This is a genomic window from Microcella sp., assembly GCF_051860105.1.
Taxonomy (GTDB): Bacteria; Actinomycetota; Actinomycetes; order Actinomycetales; family Microbacteriaceae; genus Microcella.
In genome coordinates, this window is the sequence record NZ_JBHYEO010000016.1 from 1 (window position 1) to 22,460 (window position 22,460).

The following is a 22,460-nucleotide window of genomic DNA, read 5'->3' on the forward strand; positions in this document are numbered from 1 at the left end:
CAGCTCGTGTCGTGAGATGTTGGGTTAAGTCCCGCAACGAGCGCAACCCTCGTCCTATGTTGCCAGCACGTAATGGTGGGAACTCATGGGAGACTGCCGGGGTCAACTCGGAGGAAGGTGGGGATGACGTCAAATCATCATGCCCCTTATGTCTTGGGCTTCACGCATGCTACAATGGCCGGTACAAAGGGCTGCAATACCGTAAGGTGGAGCGAATCCCAAAAAGCCGGTCTCAGTTCGGATTGAGGTCTGCAACTCGACCTCATGAAGTTGGAGTCGCTAGTAATCGTGGATCAGCAACGCCACGGTGAATACGTTCCCGGGCCTTGTACACACCGCCCGTCAAGTCATGAAAGTCGGTAACACCCGAAGCCAGTGGCCCAACCGCAAGGAGGGAGCTGTCGAAGGTGGGATCGGTGATTAGGACTAAGTCGTAACAAGGTAGCCGTACCGGAAGGTGCGGCTGGATCACCTCCTTTCTAAGGAGCATCTGCTGCCTCGCTCCGGCGAGTGCAGCCAGAAGCCAGATCTGAGACGACTGTTCTCAGCTGGTAGCTCATGGGTGGAACATTGACTTTGGTGGTCGGCGAGAGCCGGCAGCTCAGTACTCCCTTCGGGGATGGAAGCGCTGTCGACAGGAGTCGGCCACATGCACGCTGTTGGGTCCTGAGGGACCGGGCCTCGAGTCGCAAGACTCGGGAAACGATTCCTCGGACCGCGGTCTGATCGACTAGAAAGCGCCGTCGCCCTGGAAACAGTGCGGAGGCCGTCGACAGGAGCGGTACCGACCGTATGTTGAGAACTACACAGTGGACGCGAGCATCTTAGAACTGAGGTCGCAAGACCTCGGATCTACGATCAAAAGTCTCGAAAGAGACATAGATCATTGGTCACGCGTCGGCAGCTTTCGAGCTGCAGGCGCACGATCGATTCAAACTCATGTAGTCAAGTTTCTAAGAGCAAACGGTGGATGCCTTGGCATCTGGAGCCGAAGAAGGACGTAGCAATCTGCGATAAGCCTCGGGGAGCTGATAAGCGAGCTTTGAGCCGAGGATTTCCGAATGGGGAAACCCCGCTGGGCGCACTTGTGCGACCTAGTGACTCCCGCCTGAATATATAGGGCGGGTAGAGGGAACGTGGGGAAGTGAAACATCTCAGTACCCACAGGAAGAGAAAACAACCGTGATTCCGTTAGTAGTGGCGAGCGAAACCGGAAGAGGCTAAACCGAGCATGTGTGATAGCCGGCAGGCGTTGCATGTTCGGGGTTGCGGGACTCACCAGTAGGTCTGCCGACCTGCAAGGGTTACAGCGCGATATAGACGAATGGTCTTGAAAGGCCAGTCACAGAGGGTGCCAACCCCGTAGTCGAAATGTCGTAATGGCCCGGAGAGTATCCCAAGTAGCACGGGGCCCGAGAAATCCCGTGTGAATCTGTCAGGACCACCTGATAAGCCTAAATACTCCCAGATGACCGATAGCGGACAAGTACCGTGAGGGAAAGGTGAAAAGTACCCCGGGAGGGGAGTGAAATAGTACCTGAAACCGTTTGCTTACAAACCGTCGGAGCAGCCCTAGTAGCTGTGACGGCGTGCCTTTTGAAGAATGAGCCTGCGAGTTAGCGATATGTGGCGAGGTTAACCCGAGAGGGGTAGCCGTAGCGAAAGCGAGTCTGAATAGGGCGATTCAGTCGCATGTCCTAGACCCGAAGCGAAGTGATCTATCCATGGCCAGGTTGAAGCGACGGTAAGACGTCGTGGAGGACCGAACCCACTTAGGTTGAAAACTGAGGGGATGAGCTGTGGATAGGGGTGAAAGGCCAATCAAACTTCGTGATAGCTGGTTCTCTCCGAAATGCATTTAGGTGCAGCGTTGCGTGTTTCTTGCCGGAGGTAGAGCTACTGGATGGCCGATGGGCCCCAAAAGGTTACTGACGTCAGCCAAACTCCGAATGCCGGTAAGTGAGAGCGCAGCAGTGAGACGGTGGGGGATAAGCTTCATCGTCGAGAGGGAAACAACCCAGACTACCGACTAAGGTCCCTAAGCGTGTGCTAAGTGGGAAAGGATGTGGAGTTGCACAGACAACCAGGAGGTTGGCTTAGAAGCAGCCACCCTTGAAAGAGTGCGTAATAGCTCACTGGTCAAGTGATTCCGCGCCGACAATGTAACGGGGCTCAAGCACACCACCGAAGTCGTAGGATTCGCATATTTGGTAGGCCTTCGTGGTCCAGCCGTGCGGATCGGTAGGAGAGCGTCGTGTGGCCAGCGAAGCGGCGGTGTGAACCAGCCGTGGAGGCCACACGAGTGAGAATGCAGGCATGAGTAGCGAAAGACGGGTGAGAAACCCGTCCTCCGAAAGACCAAGGGTTCCAGGGCCAGGTTAATCCGCCCTGGGTAAGTCGGGACCTAAGGCGAGGCCGACAGGCGTAGTCGATGGACAACGGGTTGATATTCCCGTACTGACGAAAAACCGCCCAAGTCAATCCAGTAATGCTAAGAGTCCGAATACCGGTGACCGATCCCTTCGGGGAGGAGCTCCGGGGCTAGCACTCGACCCTATGCTGGTGCGGCTAGCGTATTAACAGGTGTGACGCAGGAAGGTAGCTGAGCCGGGCGATGGTAGTCCCGGTGTAAGGACGTAGGGCGAGAGATAGGCAAATCCGTCTCTCACATAGCCTGAGATCCGATGCGTACCCCTCACGGGGGAAATCAGTGATCCTATGCTGCCGAGAAAAGCATCGACGCGAGGTTTTAGTCACCCGTACCCCAAACCGACTCAGGTGGTCAGGTAGAGAATACCAAGGAGATCGAGAGAATCGTGGTTAAGGAACTCGGCAAAATGCCCCCGTAACTTCGGGAGAAGGGGGGCCGGATTCGTGAAGGGATTTACTCCCGGAGCGTTGAAGGCCGCAGAGACCAGTGGGAAGCGACTGTTTACTAAAAACACAGGTCCGTGCTAAGTCGCAAGACGATGTATACGGACTGACGCCTGCCCGGTGCTGGAAGGTTAAGAGGAGCGGTTAGCGCAAGCGAAGCTGCGAATTTAAGCCCCAGTAAACGGCGGTGGTAACTATAACCATCCTAAGGTAGCGAAATTCCTTGTCGGGTAAGTTCCGACCTGCACGAATGGCGTAACGACTTCCCAGCTGTCTCAACCGCGAACTCGGCGAAATTGCACTACGAGTAAAGATGCTCGTTACGCGCAGCAGGACGGAAAGACCCCGTGACCTTTACTACAGCTTGGTATTGGTGTTCGGTGTGGCTTGTGTAGGATAGGTGGGAGACTGTGAAGCTGGCACGCTAGTGTCGGTGGAGTCGTTGTTGAAATACCACTCTGGTCACTCTGGATATCTAACTTCGGACCGTAATCCGGTTCAGGGACAGTGCCTGGTGGGTAGTTTAACTGGGGCGGTTGCCTCCCAAAAAGTAACGGAGGCGCCCAAAGGTTCCCTCAACCTGGTTGGCAATCAGGTGTCGAGTGTAAGTGCACAAGGGAGCTTGACTGTGAGACTGACAGGTCGAGCAGGGACGAAAGTCGGGACTAGTGATCCGGCAGTGGCTTGTGGAAGCGCTGTCGCTCAACGGATAAAAGGTACCTCGGGGATAACAGGCTGATCTTGCCCAAGAGTCCATATCGACGGCATGGTTTGGCACCTCGATGTCGGCTCGTCGCATCCTGGGGCTGGAGTAGGTCCCAAGGGTTGGGCTGTTCGCCCATTAAAGCGGTACGCGAGCTGGGTTTAGAACGTCGTGAGACAGTTCGGTCCCTATCCGCTGCGCGCGTAGGAAGTTTGAGAGGATCTGACCCTAGTACGAGAGGACCGGGTTGGACGAACCTCTGGTGTGTCAGTTGTTCCGCCAGGAGCACCGCTGATTAGCTACGTTCGGGATGGATAACCGCTGAAAGCATCTAAGCGGGAAGCCGGCCTCAAGATGAGACTTCCATGCCTTCGGGCGAGAGGCTCCCAGCCAGATTACTGGGTTGATAGGCAGGATGTGGAAGAGGGGACTAAAGACCCTTGCAGCTGACCTGTACTAATAAGCCGATAACTTGACAACACCTCTTCTGAGGAATGAGATTTGTGTTGCTCGCGTCCACTTTGTGGTTCTCGATTTACGGTCGAGAACTACGCACAGACTCAACACTGTGAGAGCAGTGCTTGGCATGTCTGTCCGTAAACGATTGATAAATCAATAGTGTTTCGGCGGCCATAGCGAAGGGGAAACGCCCGGTTACATTCCGAACCCGGAAGCTAAGACCTTCTGCGCCGATGGTACTGCGAGGGCGACCTCGTGGGAGAGTAGGACACCGCCGGACTTCTTTGTGAGATGGCCACCCAGTAATGGGTGGCCATTTCGCGTTAAGGCACCATGCTTGCAGGCACGTCAGATCGAGCTCGAGGAGTCACCCATGGCCGAACGGCCTGACCGTCCGTCGCGCGACGACCGCGCCCCCCGCAGCGATTCCGCGAAGCGGGATGGTGCGCCGAAGCGCGATGGTGCGCCGCGCCGAGACGCTGCGCCGACGCGGGATGGCGCGCCGAAGCGGGATGGTGCGCCGCGCCGAGACGGTGCGCCGCGCCGAGACGCTGCGCCGAAGCGGGATGGCGCGCCGCGCCGAGACGCAGCGGCAGGAGCGCAGCGACGGGACGGCGGGGGGTACCGCGGTCCTCGTCCGGCGGGCAGCGGGCGCCCCGAGCGTCCGAACCGGCCCGAGGGCGACAACGATCGGCCCCGGCACGACGATCCGGTCATCCCCGAGGCGGTGACCGGCAAGGAGCTCGACCGCATCGCCCGCAACGAGCTCAAGACGCTGGCGAAGGAGAACGCTGATCGCGTCGCGCAGCACCTCGTCATGGCCGGCATGCTCATCGAGGAGGACCCTGCGCTGGCCCACCGTCACGCCCAGGCCGCTGCGCGGCGAGCGGGTCGCATCGCGCTAGCGCGCGAGACCCTGGCGATCACCGCCTATGCAGTGGGCGACTACGCGCTCGCACTGCGAGAGCTGCGCACCTACCGTCGCATCTCGGGCTCGAACGAGCAGCTGCCGCTCATGGTCGACTGCGAGCGCGGGCTCGGGAGGCCGGAGAAGGCGCTCGAGCTCGGTCGGTCGGTCGACCGGCGCACCCTGAGCGTCGCGACCCGCGTGGAGCTCGCGATCGCCATGTCGGGGGCGCGTCTCGACCTCGGCCAGACCGAGGCCGCTCTGACCGAGCTCGAGATTCCGCAGCTCGACGCCTCGACCGCCTTCAGCTACAGCCCCGCGCTGTTCGACACCTACGCGATCGTGCTCGACGAGCTCGGGCGCACCGAGGAGGCCGACGAGTGGGCCCGCCGGGCCGACCTCGCGGCGGAGGCGCTCGCGGCGTCCGGCCTCGACGACGGGGACGAGACGATCGAGATCATCGAGGTCGAGGATGACGGGGCCTCGCCGCATGACGGGGCGTCGACGGAGGACGGCGGCGGCGCCGAGCGTTCGGCTGGCGCGTCGAGCGGACTCGGCGAGGGCGACAGTGCTCGGTAGGGCGCAGCGGCCGACCCCGCTGACCGGTCGGGATGCGCTGCTGCTCGACCTCGACGGCGTGGTGTACACGGGCCCCGGGGCGGTCGCGCACGCAGTGGAGAGCATCACGCGGGCGGCGCGGTCGGTGCGGGTCGGATACATCACCAACAACGCCTCGCGCACGGACGAGTCGGTCGCCGAGCACCTCCGCGAGTTCGGCCTCGCGGTCGAGGCCGCCGACGTCGTGACGAGCCCCCAGGCCGCCGTGCGCATCCTGGCCACGCTCGTTGACCCCGGCGCGCTGATCCTCGTGGTCGGCGGCGAGGGGCTCGTGAGCGAGGTGGAGGCCGCCGGCTTCCGCGTCACCCGGTCGGCCGACGACCACCCCGCAGCGGTCATCCAGGGGTTCGCGCCGCACGTCGGGTGGGAGCACCTGGCCGAGGCGTCGTTCGCGCTGCACACGGGAATCCCGTGGGTCGCGACGAACACCGACTGGACGATCCCCGTCGCCCGCGGCATCGCACCCGGCAACGGCACGCTCGTCTCGGCTGTGCACCTGGCCGTGGGGCGTCTGCCCGTCTTCGCCGGCAAGCCCGAGACGGCGATCTTCGACGTCGCGCGCGAGCGCTTCGGCGCCGAGAATCCTCTCGTCGTCGGCGACCGGCTCGACACCGACATCATGGGCGGCAAGCGCGCGGGGCTCGCGACCGCCCTCGTGCTCACCGGGATCGACCGGGCCAAGCAGGTGCTCGCGGCGCCGCCGACCATGCAGCCCGACTACATCCTGGGCGATCTGCGCGAGCTGTTCACGCCGTACCCGACGATCACGAGCGAGGTGGATGCCGATGGCGTGCGCACCGTCGAGGTCGGTCGCGCGGTCGTGCGGATGAAGAAGCATGTCGTGCGGGTCGCGCGCGCGGGCTCCGAACCGCTCGACCTGCTGCGCGCCGGTGCGGCGGCGATCTACGCCTCCGGGCTGCAGATCTACGGCCTCGACGTCGACGAGCAGCTCATGGCTCTGGCGGTATCGTCGTGACCATGACCGAGGGCGAGTTCGCGACCCAGCCCGACGAGGCGCTGCTCTCACGCCTCGCGCTGATCGACGAGCGCCCGCTCGAGAGCCGCGCCGCGGCCTACCGCCAGCTGCATGACGAGCTGCGCCAGCAGCTCGAGGCGACCGACGGCGATACCGCACGCACGGCCTGATGGCGCACGCGCCCGAGCCGGACGACGCCGCGCGGCCCGCGCGGGCCGAGCGCGCGGAGGCCGCGGCGCTGCGCCGCCTCGACCTCGAGCTCGTCGAGCGCGGACTCGTGCGCTCGCGCACCGCGGCGCGCGCGGCCATCGAGGCCGGTCGCGTCAGCGTCGACGGGCGCGCGATCGTCAAGCCCGCGCATCCCGTCGCGGAGACCGCCGCGATCGAGGTCGACGGCGACGACCGCTACGTCAGCCGCGCGGCGCTCAAGCTCGTGGCCGCGCTCGATGCCAGCGCCATCGATGTGCGGGGGATGCTCGCGCTCGATCTCGGCGCCTCGACGGGCGGCTTCACCCAGGTGCTGCTCGAGCGCGGCGCGCGGCAGGTGATCGCGCTCGACGTCGGGCACGGACAACTGGCGCCCGAGCTGCGCGCCGACCACCGGGTTGTGGTCGTCGAGGGCGAGAACGCGCGAGCGCTGACGGCGGAGCGCCTGGCCGCCGTGAGCGGGGTCGCCGAGCGCCCCGAGCTCGTCGTGGCCGACCTGAGCTTCATCTCCCTCACGCTCGTGCTGCCGGCGATCGTCGCCACGGTCGGCACCGGGGTGCCGGTCGTGCTGCTGATCAAGCCGCAGTTCGAGGCGGGGCGGCAGGGCATCCGCGAGGGCATTGTGCGCGATGCCGCCGTGCGCGAGGACGCGATCATGGCGGTGCTGTGGGCGGCGGGCGATGTCGGGCTGCACGCGAGCGATCTGCTCTCCTCCCCGATCGTCGGCACGGGCGGCAACCATGAGTATCTCGTCGTCTTCCGGCCGGGTGTCGGGGTGCATCCGACAGAATGGAGGCAGCGGGCCGCCGAGCTGGCGCTCGCGCCGGCACCCTCGCCCCCGCGCCCGACAGACAACCCTGAGAAGGGGTCACCGTGACCGACCGCCGCATCCTCGTCGTCGCCCACACGGGGCGGCCCGAGTCGCTGAGCGCCGCCGTCGACGTCGTGCGGCTGCTGCGGGCCGCGGGCGTGCATCCCGTGGTCGATGACGAGTCGCGCGACGACCTCGCGGCCGCGACGGGCGAGGGCCAGCTGCTCGTGCTCGGGCGCGACGTCGAGGTCGGCGAGCTCGAGCTGGTCATCGTGCTCGGGGGCGACGGCACGATCCTGCGCGCGGCCGAGCTCGCGCGCGGCGGGTCAGCGCCCCTGCTGGGCATCAACCTCGGGCACGTGGGCTTTCTCGCCGAGAGCGAGCGCGACGACCTGGCCTCGGCCGTCGCGCGGGCGCTCGAGCGCGACTATCTCGTGGAGGAGCGGATGACGCTCGCCGTGCGGGTCAAGCTCGGCGCCGAGGTCATCTACGAGACGTGGGCGCTCAACGAGGCGACGGTCGAGAAGGCGAGCCGTGAGCGCATGCTCGAGGTCGTCATCGAGGTCGACGGCCGGCCGCTCTCGAGCTTCGGCTGCGACGGCGTCGTGATGTCGACGCCGACCGGCTCGACCGCCTACGCCTTCTCGGCAGGCGGCCCGATCGTGTGGCCGAGCCTCGACGCGCTGCTGCTCGTTCCCCTCAGCGCGCACGCCCTCTTCGCCCGGCCCCTCGTGGTCGGCCCGAACAGCTCGGTCGCCGTCGAGGTGCTCGACCGCACGCAGGGTGTCGGCGTGCTGTGGTGCGACGGCCGCCGTGCCGTCGATCTGCCGCGCGGAGCCCGCGTCGTGGCGCGTCGATCGTCGACCCCCGTGCGCCTCGCTCGATTGCACCCCGGCCCGTTCACCGACCGACTGGTCAACAAGTTCGCCCTGCCGGTGCACGGCTGGCGGGGCCCCATCGACGAGGAGGGCCGCGGCGCGTGATCGAGGAGATCTCCATCCGCCATCTCGGGGTCATCGGCGAGGCGCGCCTGCCGCTCGGGCCCGGCTTCACCGCGCTCACGGGCGAGACGGGCGCGGGCAAGACCATGGTCGTCACGGCGCTCGGCCTGCTGCTCGGCGATCGCGCCGACACCGGAGCCATCCGCTCGGGCTCGGGCCAGGCGCTCGTCGAGGGCCACTGGCACGTCGATGAGCACGGCCCGGTGGCCGAACGCGTGCGTGACGCCGGGGGAGACCTCGACGGCGGCGCGCTGATTCTCAGCCGGTCGATCTCGCAGGAGGGCCGCTCGCGCGCAGTCGTCGGCGGGCGCTCGACGCCCGTGGGCGTGCTCAATGAGATCGGGCAGCAGCTCGTCGTCGTGCACGGGCAGAGCGACCAGATCCGCCTCAAGTCGGCCACGGCGCAGCGCGAGGCCCTCGACCGCTTCGCCGGCCCCGAGCTGTCGGCTGTGCTCGGCGACTACCAGGAGGTCTTCCGGCGCTGGAACGACGCGCAGGCCGAGCTCGATGTGCTCGTCGCCGAGCGCGACCGCCGCGCCCGCGAGGCAGACGACCTGCGCCTCGCGATGACCGAGATCGAGACGGCCGCGCCGCGTCGGGGCGAGGACGTCGAGCTCGCCGAGCGTGCCGACCGCCTCACCAACATCGAAGACCTGCGACTCGCCGCCGCCCAGGCGCACGAGCTCATCTCGAGCGAGAACCTCGATGAGGCGCGGGATGCCCTCTCGCTGCTCGACAGCGCCCGACGCACGATCGACCGCGTGTCGGGGCACGATCCCGAGCTCGTGCCCATCGCCGAGGCCATCGCCAACGCGGGTTTCGTCGTGGGCGAGCTCGCCACGCAGCTCTCGTCGTACCTCGCCTCGCTCGACAGCGACGGCGGGCGCGAGCTCGAGACCGTGCACGAGCGGCGGGCCGAGCTCGCCGTGCTCATGCGCAAGTACGGCCCCTCGCTCGACGAGGTCATCGACTACCTCGACGCGGGCAGCGGCCGGCTCATGGAGCTCGACCACGACACCGACCGCATCGAGTCGCTGCGCGCCGAGGTCGACGCCGATCGCGCCCGCGTCATGATGCTCGCCGATCGGCTGAGCGATCTGCGGCGCGTGGCGGGCATCCGTCTGTCAGAGCGCGTGACGGGCGAGCTCGCCGCGCTCGCGATGGGCTCGGCGCGCATCACCGTCGAGGTGACCCAGCGCGACGAGTACACGGCGAGCGGCCGCGACATCGTCGCCATTCTGCTGCAGCCGCACCCCGGCGCCGAGCCGCGCCCGCTCGGCCGCGGTGCCTCCGGCGGCGAGCTCTCGCGGGTCATGCTTGCGCTTGAGGTCGTCATCGCGGCGACCGACCCCGTGCCGACCTTCATCTTCGACGAGGTGGATGCCGGCGTCGGCGGCGCGAGCGCCATCGAGATCGGGCGACGTCTCGCGCGCCTCGCGCAGACCGCCCAGGTCATCGTCGTCACGCACCTCGCGCAGGTCGCGGCCTTCGCGACCAACCACCTGCGCGTCGTGAAAGACAGCGACGGGGCCGTGACGGCGTCGAGCGTGCAGCAGCTGCACGGTGACGAGCGCATCGCCGAGATGGCGCGCCTGCTGAGCGGACTGCCCGACAGCGAGTCGGGGCTCACCCACGCGCGCGAGCTCATCGAGACGGCGCGCGAGCTCGTCGGCTGAGAGGCGGCACCCCGGCGAGGCGCCGCGAGCGCGGGCTACTCGGGGTCGCGGATCGGAACGGTCACGACGACCGTCTCGGCGGCGTTCTGAGCCTCGAACGTCATCTCGAGCCGCGTCGCACCGAAGCTCACCCCGTCGGGGGTCGTGAGCACATGGCTCGTGGGCGCGTAGTCGGCCGTGCAGACCTCATCGACCGGAGGCGCGAACTGCAGCTGCAGTAGCGCCGCCGACTCGACCGCGAGCGCCGTGGGGACGGGCGGGCAGCTCGACGACCCCCAGGTGACGACCGTGATCGTGGCGCGATCGTCCGTCCAGATGGCAACGGGCTGCTCTCCGCGCTGCTCATCGTCGGAGAGGGTGACGCCCGACGGCAGGCCGCGCACCGTCTCGACGGCGATCGACGACGAGCCGGAGCATCCGGAGACGGTGAGAGCCGCGGCGAGCGCGACGGCGACGGCCCCCGTCCATCGTCGCGGGGAGCGCGTGCGGTCGATCTCGGTCATGGCCGCCACTGTACGCTCAGGGCGCACCGCGCGTCGAGCCGGAGCGGGCCCCGCGTCGGATAGCATGGAACCCCGTGGCGGACACTTCAGACTCGGGTTCAACCGGACGGATCACCAAGCACATCTTCGTGACCGGGGGTGTCGTCTCCTCTCTGGGCAAGGGCCTCACCGCCGCGAGCCTCGGCAACCTGCTGACCGCGCGGGGGTTGCGCGTCGTCATGCAGAAGCTCGACCCCTATCTCAACGTCGATCCCGGAACGATGAACCCGTTCCAGCACGGCGAAGTCTTCGTGACCGACGACGGCGCCGAGACCGACCTCGACATCGGGCACTACGAGCGCTTCCTCGACATCAACCTCAGCCAGGCCGCCAATGTCACGACCGGGCAGATCTACTCGCAGGTCATCGCGCGCGAGCGCCGCGGCGAGTACCTCGGCGACACGGTGCAGGTGATTCCGCACATCACCGACGAGATCAAGCGCCGCATGCGCCTGCAGGCGCAAGACGACCCGCAACCTGACGTCATCATCACCGAGATCGGCGGCACGGTCGGCGACATCGAGTCGCAGCCGTTCATCGAGGCGGCGCGCCAGGTGCGTCACGAGCTGAGCCGTCGCAACGTGTTCTTCGTCCACGTGAGCCTTGTGCCCTTCATGGGCGCGAGCGGCGAGCAGAAGACCAAGCCGACCCAGCACTCCGTCGCGGCCCTGCGGTCGATCGGCATCCAGCCCGACGCGCTCGTGCTGCGCAGCGACCGACCCGTCTCGAGCGCCAACCGGCGCAAGATCGCGCTCATGTGCGACGTCGACGAGGCCGCCGTCGTCAATGCGGTGGATGTTCCCTCGATCTACGACATCCCCTCGATGCTGCACAGCCAGGGCCTCGACAGCTACATCATGGACCAGCTCGACCTGCACGCCGGCGAGGTGCAGTGGGATCGCTGGAAGGACCTGCTCACCGCGGTGCATGAGCCCAAGCGCGAGGTCACGATCGGCCTCGTCGGCAAGTACATCGACCTGCCCGACGCCTACCTGAGCGTGACCGAGGCCCTGCGCGCGGGCGGGTTCGCCCACCAGGCGAAGGTGCTCATCCGCTGGATCGCGAGTGACGAGTGCGAGACCCCCGAGGGTGCGGCGAAGAACCTCGCCGACCTCGACGGCATCTGCGTGCCGGGCGGCTTCGGCGTGCGCGGCATCGAAGGCAAGCTCGGCGCCCTCCGCTTCGCGCGCGAGAACCGCATCCCCGTGCTCGGCCTGTGCCTCGGGCTGCAGTGCATGGTCATCGAGTACGCGCGCGATGTCGCGGGCCTGCCCGGAGCATCCAGCACCGAATTCGACCCCGAGACCGAGTTCCCCGTCATCGCGACGATGGCCGAGCAGGTTGACATCATCGCCGGGGGAGACCTCGGCGGCACGATGCGCCTCGGGCTGTACGAGGCCGCGCTCGCGCCCGGCTCGATCGTCGAAGAGCTCTACGGCGCGCCCGTCTCGCACGAGCGGCACCGCCACCGCTACGAGGTCAACAACGCCTACCGCGAGCAGATCGCCGCCGCAGGCCTCGTCTTCTCGGGCACGAGCCCCGACGGCACGCTCGTCGAGTACGTCGAGCTGCCGCGCGACGTGCACCCGTTCTACGTCGCCACGCAGGCGCACCCCGAGCTGCGCTCGCGGCCGACGAACGCGCACCCGCTGTTCCGCGGGCTCGTGGACGCGGCGATCGAGCGCCAGCGCGCCTCGAAGCTGTTCGACGACGAGGCGGGCTCGGCCGAGTGACCGAGGCGCCCGCGGGGCCCGACGGCGCAGACCCGAGCGCCGGCCAGCACGCCGACCCCGCCACGGGGCGGGCGCTGCGCGACGACGTCGTCGGGCCGTCGCTGCGCGACGAGGCGTTCGGCGTCGAGGTGCTGCAGAGCGATGTCGCGTTCGCGGGCGTGGTGTGGGATATCCGGCGCGAGCGCTTCGCCTACGGCGACGGCACGCTCACGCGGGAGTTCCTCGAGCACCCCGGCGCGGTCGCCGTGCTGGCCGTCGATGACGACGATCGTGTGCTGAGCATCCAGCAGTACCGGCACCCCATCCAGATGCGCAACTGGGAGCTGCCCGCGGGCCTGCTCGACGTCGAGGGCGAGCCGCCGCTCGAGGCCGCGCGGCGAGAATTGGCGGAAGAGGCCGACCTCGTGGCCGCCGACTGGGAGCCCCTCATCACGATGCACACCTCGCCGGGCGGGTCGGACGAGGTGATCCACGTCTTCCGTGCGACGGGGCTCTCGGGCGCACCCGAGGTCTTCGCGCGCGACTCGGAGGAGGCCGACATCGTGCTGCGCTGGGTCGCGCTCGACGAGGCGGTGGATGCGGTCCTCGCCGGCCGCGTGCACAACGGCATCTTCCAGGCCGCAGTGCTCGCCGAGCACGCCCGCCGCTCGCGGGGCTGAGCAGTGGTCGTTCGTGCGGGTGCCGGGCGGGACACGCCGGCGCCGAGCCGCGACACGCCGGTGTCCACAGTCGCGCGTCCGAACGAGCGAACGCCCACGGCGCTCGAGCGCGAGGTCGAGCGGTACCTGCGGCACATCGCGCTCGAACGCGGGCGCTCGGTCAACACCGTCGCCGCATACCGTCGTGACCTGGCGCGCTATAGCGCGCACCTCGCCGCGCGCGGCGTCGAGGAGGTGCGGGCGATCGCGGAGGACGATGTGGCGGCGTTCGTCGTCGCCGTGCGCGATCCCGGGCAGCCCGTCGAGGGGGAGCGCCCCGCGGGCGTGAGCGCCTCGAGCGCCGCGCGCATGCTGTCGAGCGTGCGCGGCTGGCACCGCTTCCTCGTCGAAGAGGGTCTCGTCGCCCGCGATGTCGCCGCCGAGCAGCGCCCGCCGAAGCAGCCGAAGCGACTGCCGAAGGCGATCACGATCGACGAGGTCGAGCGGCTGCTCGAGGCCTGCGGCGGCGACGACCCGATCGCGCTGCGCGACCGGGCGCTGCTCGAGCTGCTCTACGCGACCGGTGCGCGGGTGAGCGAGGCGGTCGACCTCGACGTGGACGATGTCATGAGCGGCGACATCATCGGCGACGGATCCGCCGCGGGCGGGGGTATCGCCGTCGGAGACGCCGTTCGACTGGTCGGCAAGGGCCGCAAGCAGCGCATCGTGCCGCTCGGCCGCTACGCGCGCGAGGCGCTCGAGGCCTACCTCGTGCGCGCGCGACCGCTGCTGGCGCCGCGGGGGGCGTCGACGCCCGCGCTGTTCCTCGGCGCGCGCGGCGCGCGGTTGTCGCGGCAGAGTGTGTGGCTGGTGATCCGGGATGCTGCCCACCGGGCATCCCTCACCGCCGACCTCTCCCCGCACACGCTGCGGCACTCGTTCGCGACGCACCTGCTCGAGGGCGGTGCCGACGTGCGCGTCGTGCAAGAGCTGCTGGGGCACGCGAGCGTCGCGACGACCCAGCTCTACACGCTCGTCACGGCGGATGCCGTGCGCGAGGCCTGGGCGACCGCCCACCCGCGCGCGCTGTAGCCCGCGCCGTCGCCGCTCAGCCGCCCTGCGCGGAGATCTCGCCCGTCGCCGCCCACGAGACGAGGATGGTCTGCCCCTCGCGCTCGATCTCGAGCAGGAATCCGCGGCCGCCGTTATCGACGAGCGACAGGCAGCGGCTCTCGCGCTGCACGCCCGCTGCGACGACGGCGAGGCACGCGACGCGCTCGTCCGAATCGACGGGAGCGCCGGTGTAGATCGCGACCCATTCGGCGTCGGGCAGGATGGTGCTGGGCTGCTCCGTGGTCGGGTCACCCAGCAGTTCCCCGAGCGGGAAGACGGTGCGCAGCTGCTCGACGACGAGGCCGGTCTGCTCGAGCAGGAGCTGCTCGTCGACGTAGGCCCGGTCGAGCTCGCGCTCGGGGAAGTCGAGGAAGGAGCTCTCAAGGCCCGGATCCATCACCCGTCGTTGGGCTTCGGTCATGATGACCTCAACCTGCGCTCGACCGCGCGGCCCCCAGTCGACGTCGTACTGCCCGCCGAGCCCGAAGAGGGTGACCGATGCTCCTTCGGTCTCGAAGTCGCTGCGATCGACGCACTGCCAGTCGTTGATCTGCGGTGACTGCGCGGCGCGATCGTACTCGGCGACGGCGACGCACACCTGATCGCGCTCGGGCTGTCCGGGATCGTTGCGGATCGAGCGGTAGGCCAGCACGGTGCCGTACTCGATCGTTCCGATGACCCGCGGCCCGACGTTGACCCGCTGGCCCTCGCGCTGCAGCAGGGTCAGGTACTCGCGCTCTTCGTCCGAGAACTCGCGGTCGAAGACGTCGAGCGAACTGCGCGGCGGGGGTGCCGGGTCGAGCAGGGGCGGGATCGCGATGCCGGCCGCGACGACGAGTGCGGCGATGACGCCCGCGGCGACGAGGATGCGGCGACGCGCGCGGGCGCGTGCTCCGGGATCGGGCACCTCATCGTCGGGAGGGGGCACGTCGTCGATCTCGGGTGCGCGCGCGGCCGTCGGATGTCCCCGATCCGCGGGCGCTCGTGCCGGCGTCGGGGCGACGGTCGCGCCGGCCGACGGGGGAGGCGTCGCGAGCTCACCCGCGCGCTGAGCCGCGCGCCGCTCGAGCTCCGCGGCCGCGAGACGTGCGCGCTCGCCTTCAGCCGCGGATCCCGGACGCCCGTACGCCCAGCGCGCCAGCTGCGCATCGTCGACGGCCGAGAGATCCTCGCTCATGCGGGTCAGTCAACCACGTCCGGCCCCGCGGGCTGACGGTGCTCGACGCGCGCCGTGTGGCTCCGCACCTACTCGACGAGTGCCGTGTCGATCTGCACCGTGTCGTCAGGCCGCCACTCGAGCACGAGCGTCGACGCGGCGGTGCGCGCCTGGGCGACGAGCCCGTCGCGCTCGAAGGGCTCACGGCCCGCGCACGTCACACTCGCGCCGAGCTGGGCGCGCGCGTCGTCGGCGCGCGCGAAGAGATGCACGCAATACGACCAGAGCCCGGTCGCGGGGGAGGCGATGAGGGCGCCCACGGCGTCCCAGTCGGGAGTGCTCGACAGCACCCGCACGAGCAGTCGGTCGTCGGGGTGCAGGGCCCGCAGCAGCTCGGCGTAGGCGAGGTCGTCGTCGCGCAGAGCATCCGTGAAGAACGATTCGGCCGCGATCGATCGCGGTGGGGCGACCGACGACGCGTCGGCCGCGACGACCGACACCGTCGGGGCGTCGGCCGAGCCCCACTGCACGACGTAGCGACCCGAACGGCCGGCGAGGCTCGTCTGCATCCCCGACCGCTCGACGCTCTCCCGTCGCAGCTCGGCGCCCCGAGGGCGCGGTCGGCGACGGCGATGAGGCACACCTCGTTGCGCGGGCGCTCGCTCGGTGCCGTGACGACGACGCGATAGGCGACGATGCGGGCTCCGTCGAGCTCGGCGATGACGCGCGGTACGACGCTCGGGCGCAGACCCTCGCGCTCGAGCTGGGTGCGCAGTGCGAGCTCCGCCGCGCTCGGCTGCCGCTCGAACACGTCGAGCGGCGAGGGTCCTCCCGTCGCGGGCGGCGGCGTCGGCAGGCTGGTCGTCACGATCGCGGCCGCGAGGATGCCCACGGCGCCGATCGCGAGAGCGCGAGCCCAGCGCGGCCCGGTCGGCCGGTCGGGGCGGGGCCGAGCATCCGCACCACGCGCTCGATCGTGCGGCGCGACCTCGGGGCTCGGCGTCGGCATCTCGCCGCTGCGCCGCGCGATGTCGGCCTCGCGCCGCGCGAGCTCGCGCACGGCTTCCGCGGCCCGCGCCTGATCGGCGGCAGTCTCGACCCGTCCGAACGCAAGCCGTTCGAGTTCGCTGTCGAACAGGTTCGCCATGACATGGTCGATCGCGTCGCCCCGCGGGGGCGGCGCGTCGTGCTCGTCGGGCGTCGTCGACACGAGAACCAGTAAACCCCGGTTCGCCGCCGTCGTGCTGAGTCTCGGGCCGTTCTGCGTCTCAGTCCGCGGGGCGCAGGGTGTCGGTGCGCTGCGGGCCGTCGGCGCCGATGCTCACGATCCACGATCGTCCGTCGGCGGTGATCGTGTAGTCGAGCCCCTGACGCTGCACGGTCGACAGCGAGGCGCAGGTCGTCGTCTCCCCTTCGTCGGGCACGGCGGTGTGGGCGCACAGCACGGGGCCCGCGTCGTCGGTCTCGCCGCGCAGCAGGTATGCCGAGGTGGCGATGTCGAGCGTGGAGGCCTCGGAGCGTGCGAGCGGGAGCGGGGTCGGTCCGAGCAGCAGCCGGTCGGGATCGTCCACGAAGGCGAGCGGGTCGACCCCGGGCTCGGGGAACGAGGGGTAGACCATCCAATCGATCACGCTCATCAGAGTGCCGATGCGGGCGAGATCACGGTCGACCTCGAGCCGGGGTGCGCCGATCGGGCCCCACAGGGCCGTGTCGAAGCCGGAACCGGTCGTCGACGGGCGCACCGGCAGGGTGAGGCCATCGGTCGCGAAGCGCTCGGGCAGCGTGCACGCACCGCCGTAGGGAGTCGCCCCGCTGGCGTTCGAGGTGTCGGTGGTCACGAGGCAGTAGGGGTCGTACTCGGTGCTGCGGCCATCGGCGACAGCGGCCGTGCGGAACGCGACCCCGATGATGCCGTCTCCCAGGTCGATCGTGCGGGGGCCGAGGGTGATGGCATCGGAGAAGCCCTGCGCGAGCCGGGCCGTCCACTCCTGGTCGGTGGCGGTCTCGGCCCGTTCGAAGATCGCGAGCGGGTCGGGATCAGGGGTCGTGAGCGCGACGCCGACGGCACCGAGACCGAGCACCGCCGCGACGACCCCGACCAGGCCGGTGAGTCGCATCCGGTGCTGCTGACGGTCGCTCGCCGACGGCTCCGGATGCTCGCTCTCGCCCTCGCGACCGCCCGCATCACCGCTCGCGTCGCTTCCCCTCGCGCCGGTCAGTGCCGCGCCGTGACGCGGTGCCTCTGCGCCTGCCGCGTCGGTCCGCGCTGCCTCGGCCCGAGCCGCCTCGGCTCGCGCCGCCTCCGCCCGCCGCGCGATCTCGCGCAGCGCCGCCTCGGCGAGCTCGCGGTCGGTGACGACGCCCTGCCGGCCGAACGCCCACACCTCGAGCTGCCGCTCGGAGGCCGTGGAGAGATCGTCGCTCATGCGCGACAGTCAAGCACGGGCGCCCGCGCGGTGCCTCGACGATCACGGCCCCCCGCGAGGCGCCCCGGCGTCGGCCCGCCCGGTCACTAGACTGAACCGTTATGAGCGGCGACAACGACAGCGGAGCGGAGCTCGCGGGCTTCGACGAGCTCATGCCTGGCCCGACCGGTCGGCCGCTGCGCGATTTCCCCGAGCCGAAGAAGCTGAGCAGCCACGGCCCGGCCCGCATCATCGCCCTGTGCAACCAGAAGGGCGGCGTCGGCAAGACGACGACGACGATCAGCCTGGGGGCGGCGCTCGCCGACTATGGCCGCAAGGTGCTCGTCATCGACTTCGACCCGCAGGGCGCGCTCTCGGCCGGCCTCGGCATGCAGAGCCACGACGTGCCGACCGTGTACGACCTGCTGCTCGGGCGCGAGACCGACCCGCGCAAGGCCGTTCAGGCGACCGCGACGAAGAACCTGCACCTCATCCCCGCCAACATCGACCTCAGCGCGGCCGAGGTGCATCTCGTCAACGAGGTCGCCCGCGAGCACATCCTCGCGCGCGTTCTCAAGCCGATCGTCGACGACTACGACGTCATCCTCATCGACTGCCAGCCGAGTCTCGGTCTGCTGACGGTCAATGCGCTCACCGCGGCGCACGGCGTGCTCATTCCGCTCGAGTGCGAGTACTTCGCCCTGCGGGGCGTCGCTCTTCTCGTCGAGACGATCGACAAGGTGCGCGACCGCCTGAACCCCGCCGTGCAGCTCGACGGCATCCTCGCCACGATGTACGACGCTCGCACCCTCCACAGCCGCGAGGTGCTCGAGCGCGTCGTCGAGGTCTTCGGCGAGAAGGTGCTCGAGACGGTCATCGGCCGCACCGTGAAGTTCCCCGACGCCTCGGTCGCCGGAGCGCCCATCACGAGCTTCGCGCCCGACCACCCGGCGGCGGCCGCCTATCGCCAGCTGGCCCGAGAGCTGATCGCGCGTGGCCAGGTCGCCTGAGCCGGCGGCCGGTTCGGCGGGGGCGGCGGGCGCTGCAGGGGCGACGACGATCGATCCGGATGCTCCTGCCGCCGGTTTCCGCGTCACCCTCGACGACTTCGACGGCCCGTTCGACCTGCTGCTGAGCCTCATCACCAAGCGCGAGCTCGACATCACCGAGGTGAGCCTCTCGGTCGTGACCGACGAGTTCCTCGCCTACCTGCGGGCGATGGAGAGCGACGGCACGGTCGACGCGCTCGATCAGGCGAGCGAGTTCCTCGTCGTGGCGGTGACGCTGCTCGATCTGAAGATCGCGAGCCTGCTGCCGCAGGGCGAGCTCGTCGATGCGGAAGACGTGGCGCTGCTCGAGGCCCGCGACCTGCTCTTCGCACGACTGCTGCAGTACCGCGCCTTCAAGGAGGTCTCGGCCTGGTTCGCGCGCAGCATGGCGGAGGAGGGCGAGCGCCACGTGCGCTCGGTGCGGCTCGAAGACCAATATCGCGAGACGACCCCTGAACTGAAGTGGACGCTGAGCCTCGACGACTTCGCGGCCCTCGCGCTGCTCGCGCTCACGCCGAAAGAGATCCCCGTCGTGGGGCTCGACCACCTGCACGCGCCGCTCGTCTCGATCCGCGAGCAGGCCGCGCACGTCGTCGCCCTGCTGCGGCGGGAAGAAACCGTGACCTTCCGCCAACTCATCGCTGGTGCCGACGCCAAGGGTGTCATCGTCGCGCGCTTCCTCGCGCTGCTCGAGCTCTACCGGCATGCGGCCGTGGGCTTCGAGCAGCTCGAGCCGCTCGGCGAGTTGACCGTGCGCTGGACGGCCGAGAACTGGACGGACGAGAACCTCGTGAACCTGGGGAACGACTATGGCCAGTGAGAGCGCGATGACCGACGAGCAGCTGACGGATGCCCAGCCTGGCGTGGGGGAGGTGGCCAGTGACGAGGCACCCGCGCGGGGCATCCCGAACGGGGTCGACGTGGCCCGCGCGCTCGAAGCGATCTTCATGGTCGTCGACGAGCCGCAGAGCGTCGTCGGGCTCGCGAGCGCGGTCGGGCGCCCCGTCAAGGAGGTGCGCGCGGCGATCGCCGAGCTCGTGGCCGATTACGACGGGAACGGCGCCGCCGGCGGCCCGCGGCGCGGATTCGAGCTGCGCGAGGTCGGGGGCGGGTGGCGCATCTACGTGCGCAGCGAGCTCGACGACGTCGTGCGCGACTTCGTGCACACGCAGAACCCCTCGAAGCTGTCGCAGGCGGCGCTCGAGACGCTCGCGGTCATCGCCTACAAGCAGCCGATCAGCCGGGGCGCGATCGCGTCGATTCGTGCGGTCAACGTCGACTCGGTCGTGCGCACGCTGCTCGGCCGCGGGCTCATCACTGAGGCGTTCACCGACAGCGAGACCGGCGCGATTCACTACGAGACCACCGACCTGCTGCTCGTGCAGCTGGGCATCAACTCGCTCGACGAGTTGCCGAAGATCTCGCCGTTGCTCGACGACGGCAGCGAAGGGTTCGACGATGTCCGATAAGCGCGGCTCCGACAAGCGCAGGCCTGACTCGCGGGCGGGTCGCGATCGACCCGCAGCGCGCGATACCCGGGCCGACCGCGATCTCGTGCCCGACGTCGTCATCGAGTGGTCGGGGGGCGACGCGTCGAGCAACCAGCGCTCGGGCGACAGCGCGACGAGCGAGCGCCTGCAGAAGGTGCTCGCCGCCGCGGGCGTCGCCAGCCGACGCGTCTGCGAGAACCTCATCGTCGCCGGCCGCGTGACGGTCAACGGCGAGGTCGTGACCGAGCTCGGCTCGCGCGTCGAGCCCGCGACCGATCTCGTCGCGGTCGACGGCGTCGCCATCCAGCTCGACACGACCAAGCGCTACATCATGCTCAACAAGCCGACGGGTGTCGTCAGCTCGATGGCCGACGAGAACGGTCGCCGCGACCTGCGCGAGTTCACGCGCGACTACGACGAACGCCTGTTCAACGTCGGTCGACTCGACGGCGAGACGAGCGGGCTCCTCCTGCTCACCAACGACGGCCCGCTCGCCAACGTGCTCGCGCACCCGCGCTACGGCGTCGAGAAGACCTACGTCGCCAAGGTCACCGGGGTGGTGCAGGCGCAGACACTGCGGAAGCTCAAGGAGGGCATCGAGCTCGACGACGGCCCCATCGCCGTCGACGCCGCACGCGTGCTCGGCGCGCCGAGCCAGGGCCACTCGATGGTCGAGCTCACATTGCACTCGGGCCGCAACCGCATCGTGCGGCGCATGATGGCGGCCGTCGGGCACCCGGTCGTCGAGCTCGTGCGCCGGCAGTTCGGGCCGCTTCACCTCGGCACGCTCGCCTCGGGCCAGACCCGTGAGCTCACGGATGCCGAACGCGGCGCCCTGCTCACGATCGCCCGGCAGCACGAGCAGGCCGGCCCCGCCCCGGCATCCGGGGCCGCTGACGAGCCCGCCCCCGCAGCCCCCGCCCGCAGCCCCCGCACCCCACGGAGCCGGTCATGAGCGACCGCCGCCTGCAGGAGCAGGTGCACATCATCGGCGCCGGGCTGCTCGGCACGAGCATCGGCCTCGCCCTGAGCGAGAAGGGCGTCGACGTGACACTCGCCGACCAGTCGCCGACGGCCGTGCGGCTCGCGGTGGACTACGGGGCGGGCCGCGCTCCGCGCGCCGACGACCGACCCGGCCTCGTCGTAGTCGCGGTGCCGCCGGATGTCACGGCCGCGACCGTCGCGCGGGCGCTCACCGAGCATCCCGAGGCCCTCGTCACCGATGGCGCGAGCGTGAAAGGCAGCGTGCTCACCGAGCTGCGCGCGCTCGGCGCCGACGTGAGCCGCTACCTCGGCACGCACCCCCTGGCGGGGCGCGAGCGCGGCGGGCCGATCTCGGCACGCGCCGACCTCTTCCTCGGCCGGCCGTGGGTGCTCGCCGGGCACGACGGCATCAGCTACCGCCGCGCGGGTGCGATCGAAGACCTCATCCTCGACGTCGGCGCCGTGCCGATCGAGATGAGCGTCGACGAGCACGACCGCTCGGTCGCGATGGTCAGCCATGTTCCGCAACTCGTCGCGAGCGCCATGGCCGCGCGGCTGCGCACGGCCTCGAACGGCGCCGTCGGCCTCGCCGGGCAGGGCGTGCGCGACGTCACGCGCATCGCGTCGAGCGACCCCGGGCTGTGGGTGCAGATCCTCTCGGCGAACGCCGCGCCCGTCGCCGAGATCCTGCGCGGCGTGCGCGACGACGTGGATGCCCTCCTCGCCGCCCTCGCCGACCCCGAGGCGCCCGGCTCGCGCCGCGCCCTCGCCGAGCTCATCGCGGCGGGCAACGCCGGAGTCGCCCGTATTCCGGGCAAGCACGGCGACGACCGCCGCTTCGCGCAGCTCGTCGTCATGATCGACGACACCCCCGGCCAGCTCGCACGACTGCTCACCGAGATCGGCGAGCTCGACATCAACATGGAAGACCTGCGGCTCGAGCACTCGCCGGGCGCCCCCATCGGCTTCGCCGAGGTCTCGGTGCTGCCCGACGTCGAGCAGCGACTCATCGACGAGCTCTCGGCGCGCGGCTGGCGCATCGCGGGCGCGAGCTGAGCATCCACCCCCGGCGCGCCGCCCGCTGCCGCCGACCCGCCCGAACCCGCCCCCACCCCTGA

The 22,460-nt window shown here is 69.2% G+C and carries 19 protein-coding genes and 3 rRNA genes; 18 read left to right on the plus strand and 4 right to left on the minus strand.

Translation table 11 applies throughout. The features are described 5' to 3' along the window. The 9 genes from ACTIE9_RS09525 to recN form a co-directional block, all read left to right on the plus strand. Positions 1-479, plus strand: a 16S ribosomal RNA gene (locus tag ACTIE9_RS09525); the annotation flags it as partial. A 464-nt stretch (positions 480-943) separates the two neighbouring features. Next, positions 944-4,057, plus strand: a 23S ribosomal RNA gene (locus ACTIE9_RS09530). A 142-nt stretch (positions 4,058-4,199) separates the two neighbouring features. Further along, positions 4,200-4,316, plus strand: a 5S ribosomal RNA gene (gene rrf, locus ACTIE9_RS09535). A gap of 447 nt (positions 4,317-4,763) precedes the next feature. Next, on the plus strand, positions 4,764-5,522 hold the full coding sequence (locus ACTIE9_RS09540; protein WP_439565342.1) for a hypothetical protein: 759 nt from the start codon (positions 4,764-4,766) through the stop codon (positions 5,520-5,522). Next, positions 5,512-6,537, plus strand: a complete 1,026-nt coding sequence (locus ACTIE9_RS09545) for an HAD-IIA family hydrolase (protein WP_439565343.1) — start codon at positions 5,512-5,514, stop codon at positions 6,535-6,537. Before ACTIE9_RS09540 ends, ACTIE9_RS09545 begins: the two co-directional genes overlap by 11 nt. Positions 6,538-6,539: 2 nt before the next feature. Then, a complete protein-coding gene (locus tag ACTIE9_RS09550) occupies positions 6,540-6,707 on the plus strand; it encodes a hypothetical protein (RefSeq protein ID WP_439565344.1) in 168 nt (55 codons plus the stop codon). Beyond that, on the plus strand, positions 6,707-7,621 hold the full coding sequence (locus ACTIE9_RS09555) for a TlyA family RNA methyltransferase (RefSeq protein ID WP_439565345.1): 915 nt from the start codon (positions 6,707-6,709) through the stop codon (positions 7,619-7,621). The genes ACTIE9_RS09550 and ACTIE9_RS09555 overlap by 1 nt, the downstream gene beginning before the upstream one ends. Beyond that, a complete protein-coding gene (locus ACTIE9_RS09560) occupies positions 7,618-8,538 on the plus strand; it encodes an NAD kinase (RefSeq protein ID WP_439565346.1) in 921 nt (306 codons plus the stop codon). Before ACTIE9_RS09555 ends, ACTIE9_RS09560 begins: the two co-directional genes overlap by 4 nt. Beyond that, positions 8,535-10,232, plus strand: coding sequence for a DNA repair protein RecN (recN, locus tag ACTIE9_RS09565; RefSeq protein ID WP_439565347.1), 1,698 nt, complete (start codon positions 8,535-8,537; stop codon positions 10,230-10,232). The genes ACTIE9_RS09560 and recN overlap by 4 nt, the downstream gene beginning before the upstream one ends. A gap of 35 nt (positions 10,233-10,267) precedes the next feature. Here recN and ACTIE9_RS09570 read toward each other — a convergent pair whose 3' ends face one another. After that, positions 10,268-10,735, minus strand: coding sequence for a hypothetical protein (locus tag ACTIE9_RS09570; protein ID WP_439565348.1), 468 nt, complete (start codon positions 10,733-10,735; stop codon positions 10,268-10,270). A gap of 74 nt (positions 10,736-10,809) precedes the next feature. On the opposite strand from ACTIE9_RS09570, the gene ACTIE9_RS09575 reads away from it, so the two are divergent. Genes ACTIE9_RS09575 through ACTIE9_RS09585 form a run of 3 tightly spaced genes read left to right on the plus strand, consistent with a single transcriptional unit; the run spans position 10,810 to position 14,237 of the window. Continuing rightward, entirely contained in the window at positions 10,810-12,507 is a 1,698-nt protein-coding gene (locus ACTIE9_RS09575; protein WP_439565349.1) for a CTP synthase, read from the plus strand. After that, positions 12,504-13,166, plus strand: coding sequence for an NUDIX domain-containing protein (locus ACTIE9_RS09580; RefSeq protein WP_439565350.1), 663 nt, complete (start codon positions 12,504-12,506; stop codon positions 13,164-13,166). Before ACTIE9_RS09575 ends, ACTIE9_RS09580 begins: the two co-directional genes overlap by 4 nt. 60 nt (positions 13,167-13,226) lie before the next feature. Then, positions 13,227-14,237: a site-specific tyrosine recombinase XerD gene (locus ACTIE9_RS09585; RefSeq protein ID WP_439565351.1), complete on the plus strand. Its 1,011-nt coding sequence runs from the start codon at positions 13,227-13,229 to the stop codon at positions 14,235-14,237. 16 nt (positions 14,238-14,253) lie between these two features. Here the strand turns inward: ACTIE9_RS09585 and ACTIE9_RS09590 are convergent, their stop codons facing one another. Continuing rightward, positions 14,254-15,435, minus strand: a complete 1,182-nt coding sequence (locus ACTIE9_RS09590; protein ID WP_439565352.1) for a hypothetical protein — start codon at positions 15,433-15,435, stop codon at positions 14,254-14,256. Between the two features lie 68 nt (positions 15,436-15,503). Continuing rightward, entirely contained in the window at positions 15,504-15,983 is a 480-nt protein-coding gene (locus tag ACTIE9_RS09595; RefSeq protein WP_439565353.1) for a hypothetical protein, read from the minus strand. Positions 15,984-16,390: 407 nt separating this feature from the next. Between ACTIE9_RS09595 and ACTIE9_RS09600 the strand changes: the two genes are divergently transcribed. Then, complete coding sequence (locus ACTIE9_RS09600; RefSeq protein ID WP_439565354.1) at positions 16,391-16,636, plus strand: hypothetical protein; 246 nt, start codon at positions 16,391-16,393, stop codon at positions 16,634-16,636. 46 nt (positions 16,637-16,682) lie between these two features. On the opposite strand, the gene ACTIE9_RS09605 is transcribed toward ACTIE9_RS09600, so the two are convergent. Then, positions 16,683-17,840 carry a hypothetical protein gene (locus tag ACTIE9_RS09605; protein WP_439565355.1) on the minus strand — a complete coding sequence of 386 codons (1,158 nt, stop codon included), beginning with the start codon at positions 17,838-17,840 and terminating at the stop codon, positions 16,683-16,685. A 101-nt stretch (positions 17,841-17,941) separates the two neighbouring features. Here ACTIE9_RS09605 and ACTIE9_RS09610 point away from each other — a divergent pair, with 101 nt between their 5' ends. From ACTIE9_RS09610 to ACTIE9_RS09630, 5 genes are read left to right on the plus strand one after another with little or no spacing between them, the layout of a single operon-like run. Next, a complete protein-coding gene (locus ACTIE9_RS09610; RefSeq protein WP_439565356.1) occupies positions 17,942-18,829 on the plus strand; it encodes a ParA family protein in 888 nt (295 codons plus the stop codon). Between the two features lie 49 nt (positions 18,830-18,878). Beyond that, positions 18,879-19,688, plus strand: a complete 810-nt coding sequence (locus ACTIE9_RS09615) for a segregation and condensation protein A (RefSeq protein WP_439565405.1) — start codon at positions 18,879-18,881, stop codon at positions 19,686-19,688. Between the two features lie 7 nt (positions 19,689-19,695). Continuing rightward, positions 19,696-20,337 (plus strand): SMC-Scp complex subunit ScpB, encoded by a 642-nt coding sequence (gene scpB, locus ACTIE9_RS09620; RefSeq protein ID WP_439565406.1) that lies wholly within the window; start codon positions 19,696-19,698, stop codon positions 20,335-20,337. Continuing rightward, positions 20,327-21,313 (plus strand): pseudouridine synthase, encoded by a 987-nt coding sequence (locus ACTIE9_RS09625; RefSeq protein WP_439565357.1) that lies wholly within the window; start codon positions 20,327-20,329, stop codon positions 21,311-21,313. The genes scpB and ACTIE9_RS09625 overlap by 11 nt, the downstream gene beginning before the upstream one ends. Further along, complete coding sequence (locus tag ACTIE9_RS09630; protein WP_439565358.1) at positions 21,310-22,398, plus strand: prephenate dehydrogenase; 1,089 nt, start codon at positions 21,310-21,312, stop codon at positions 22,396-22,398. The genes ACTIE9_RS09625 and ACTIE9_RS09630 overlap by 4 nt, the downstream gene beginning before the upstream one ends. Positions 22,399-22,460: the final 62 nt, after the last annotated feature.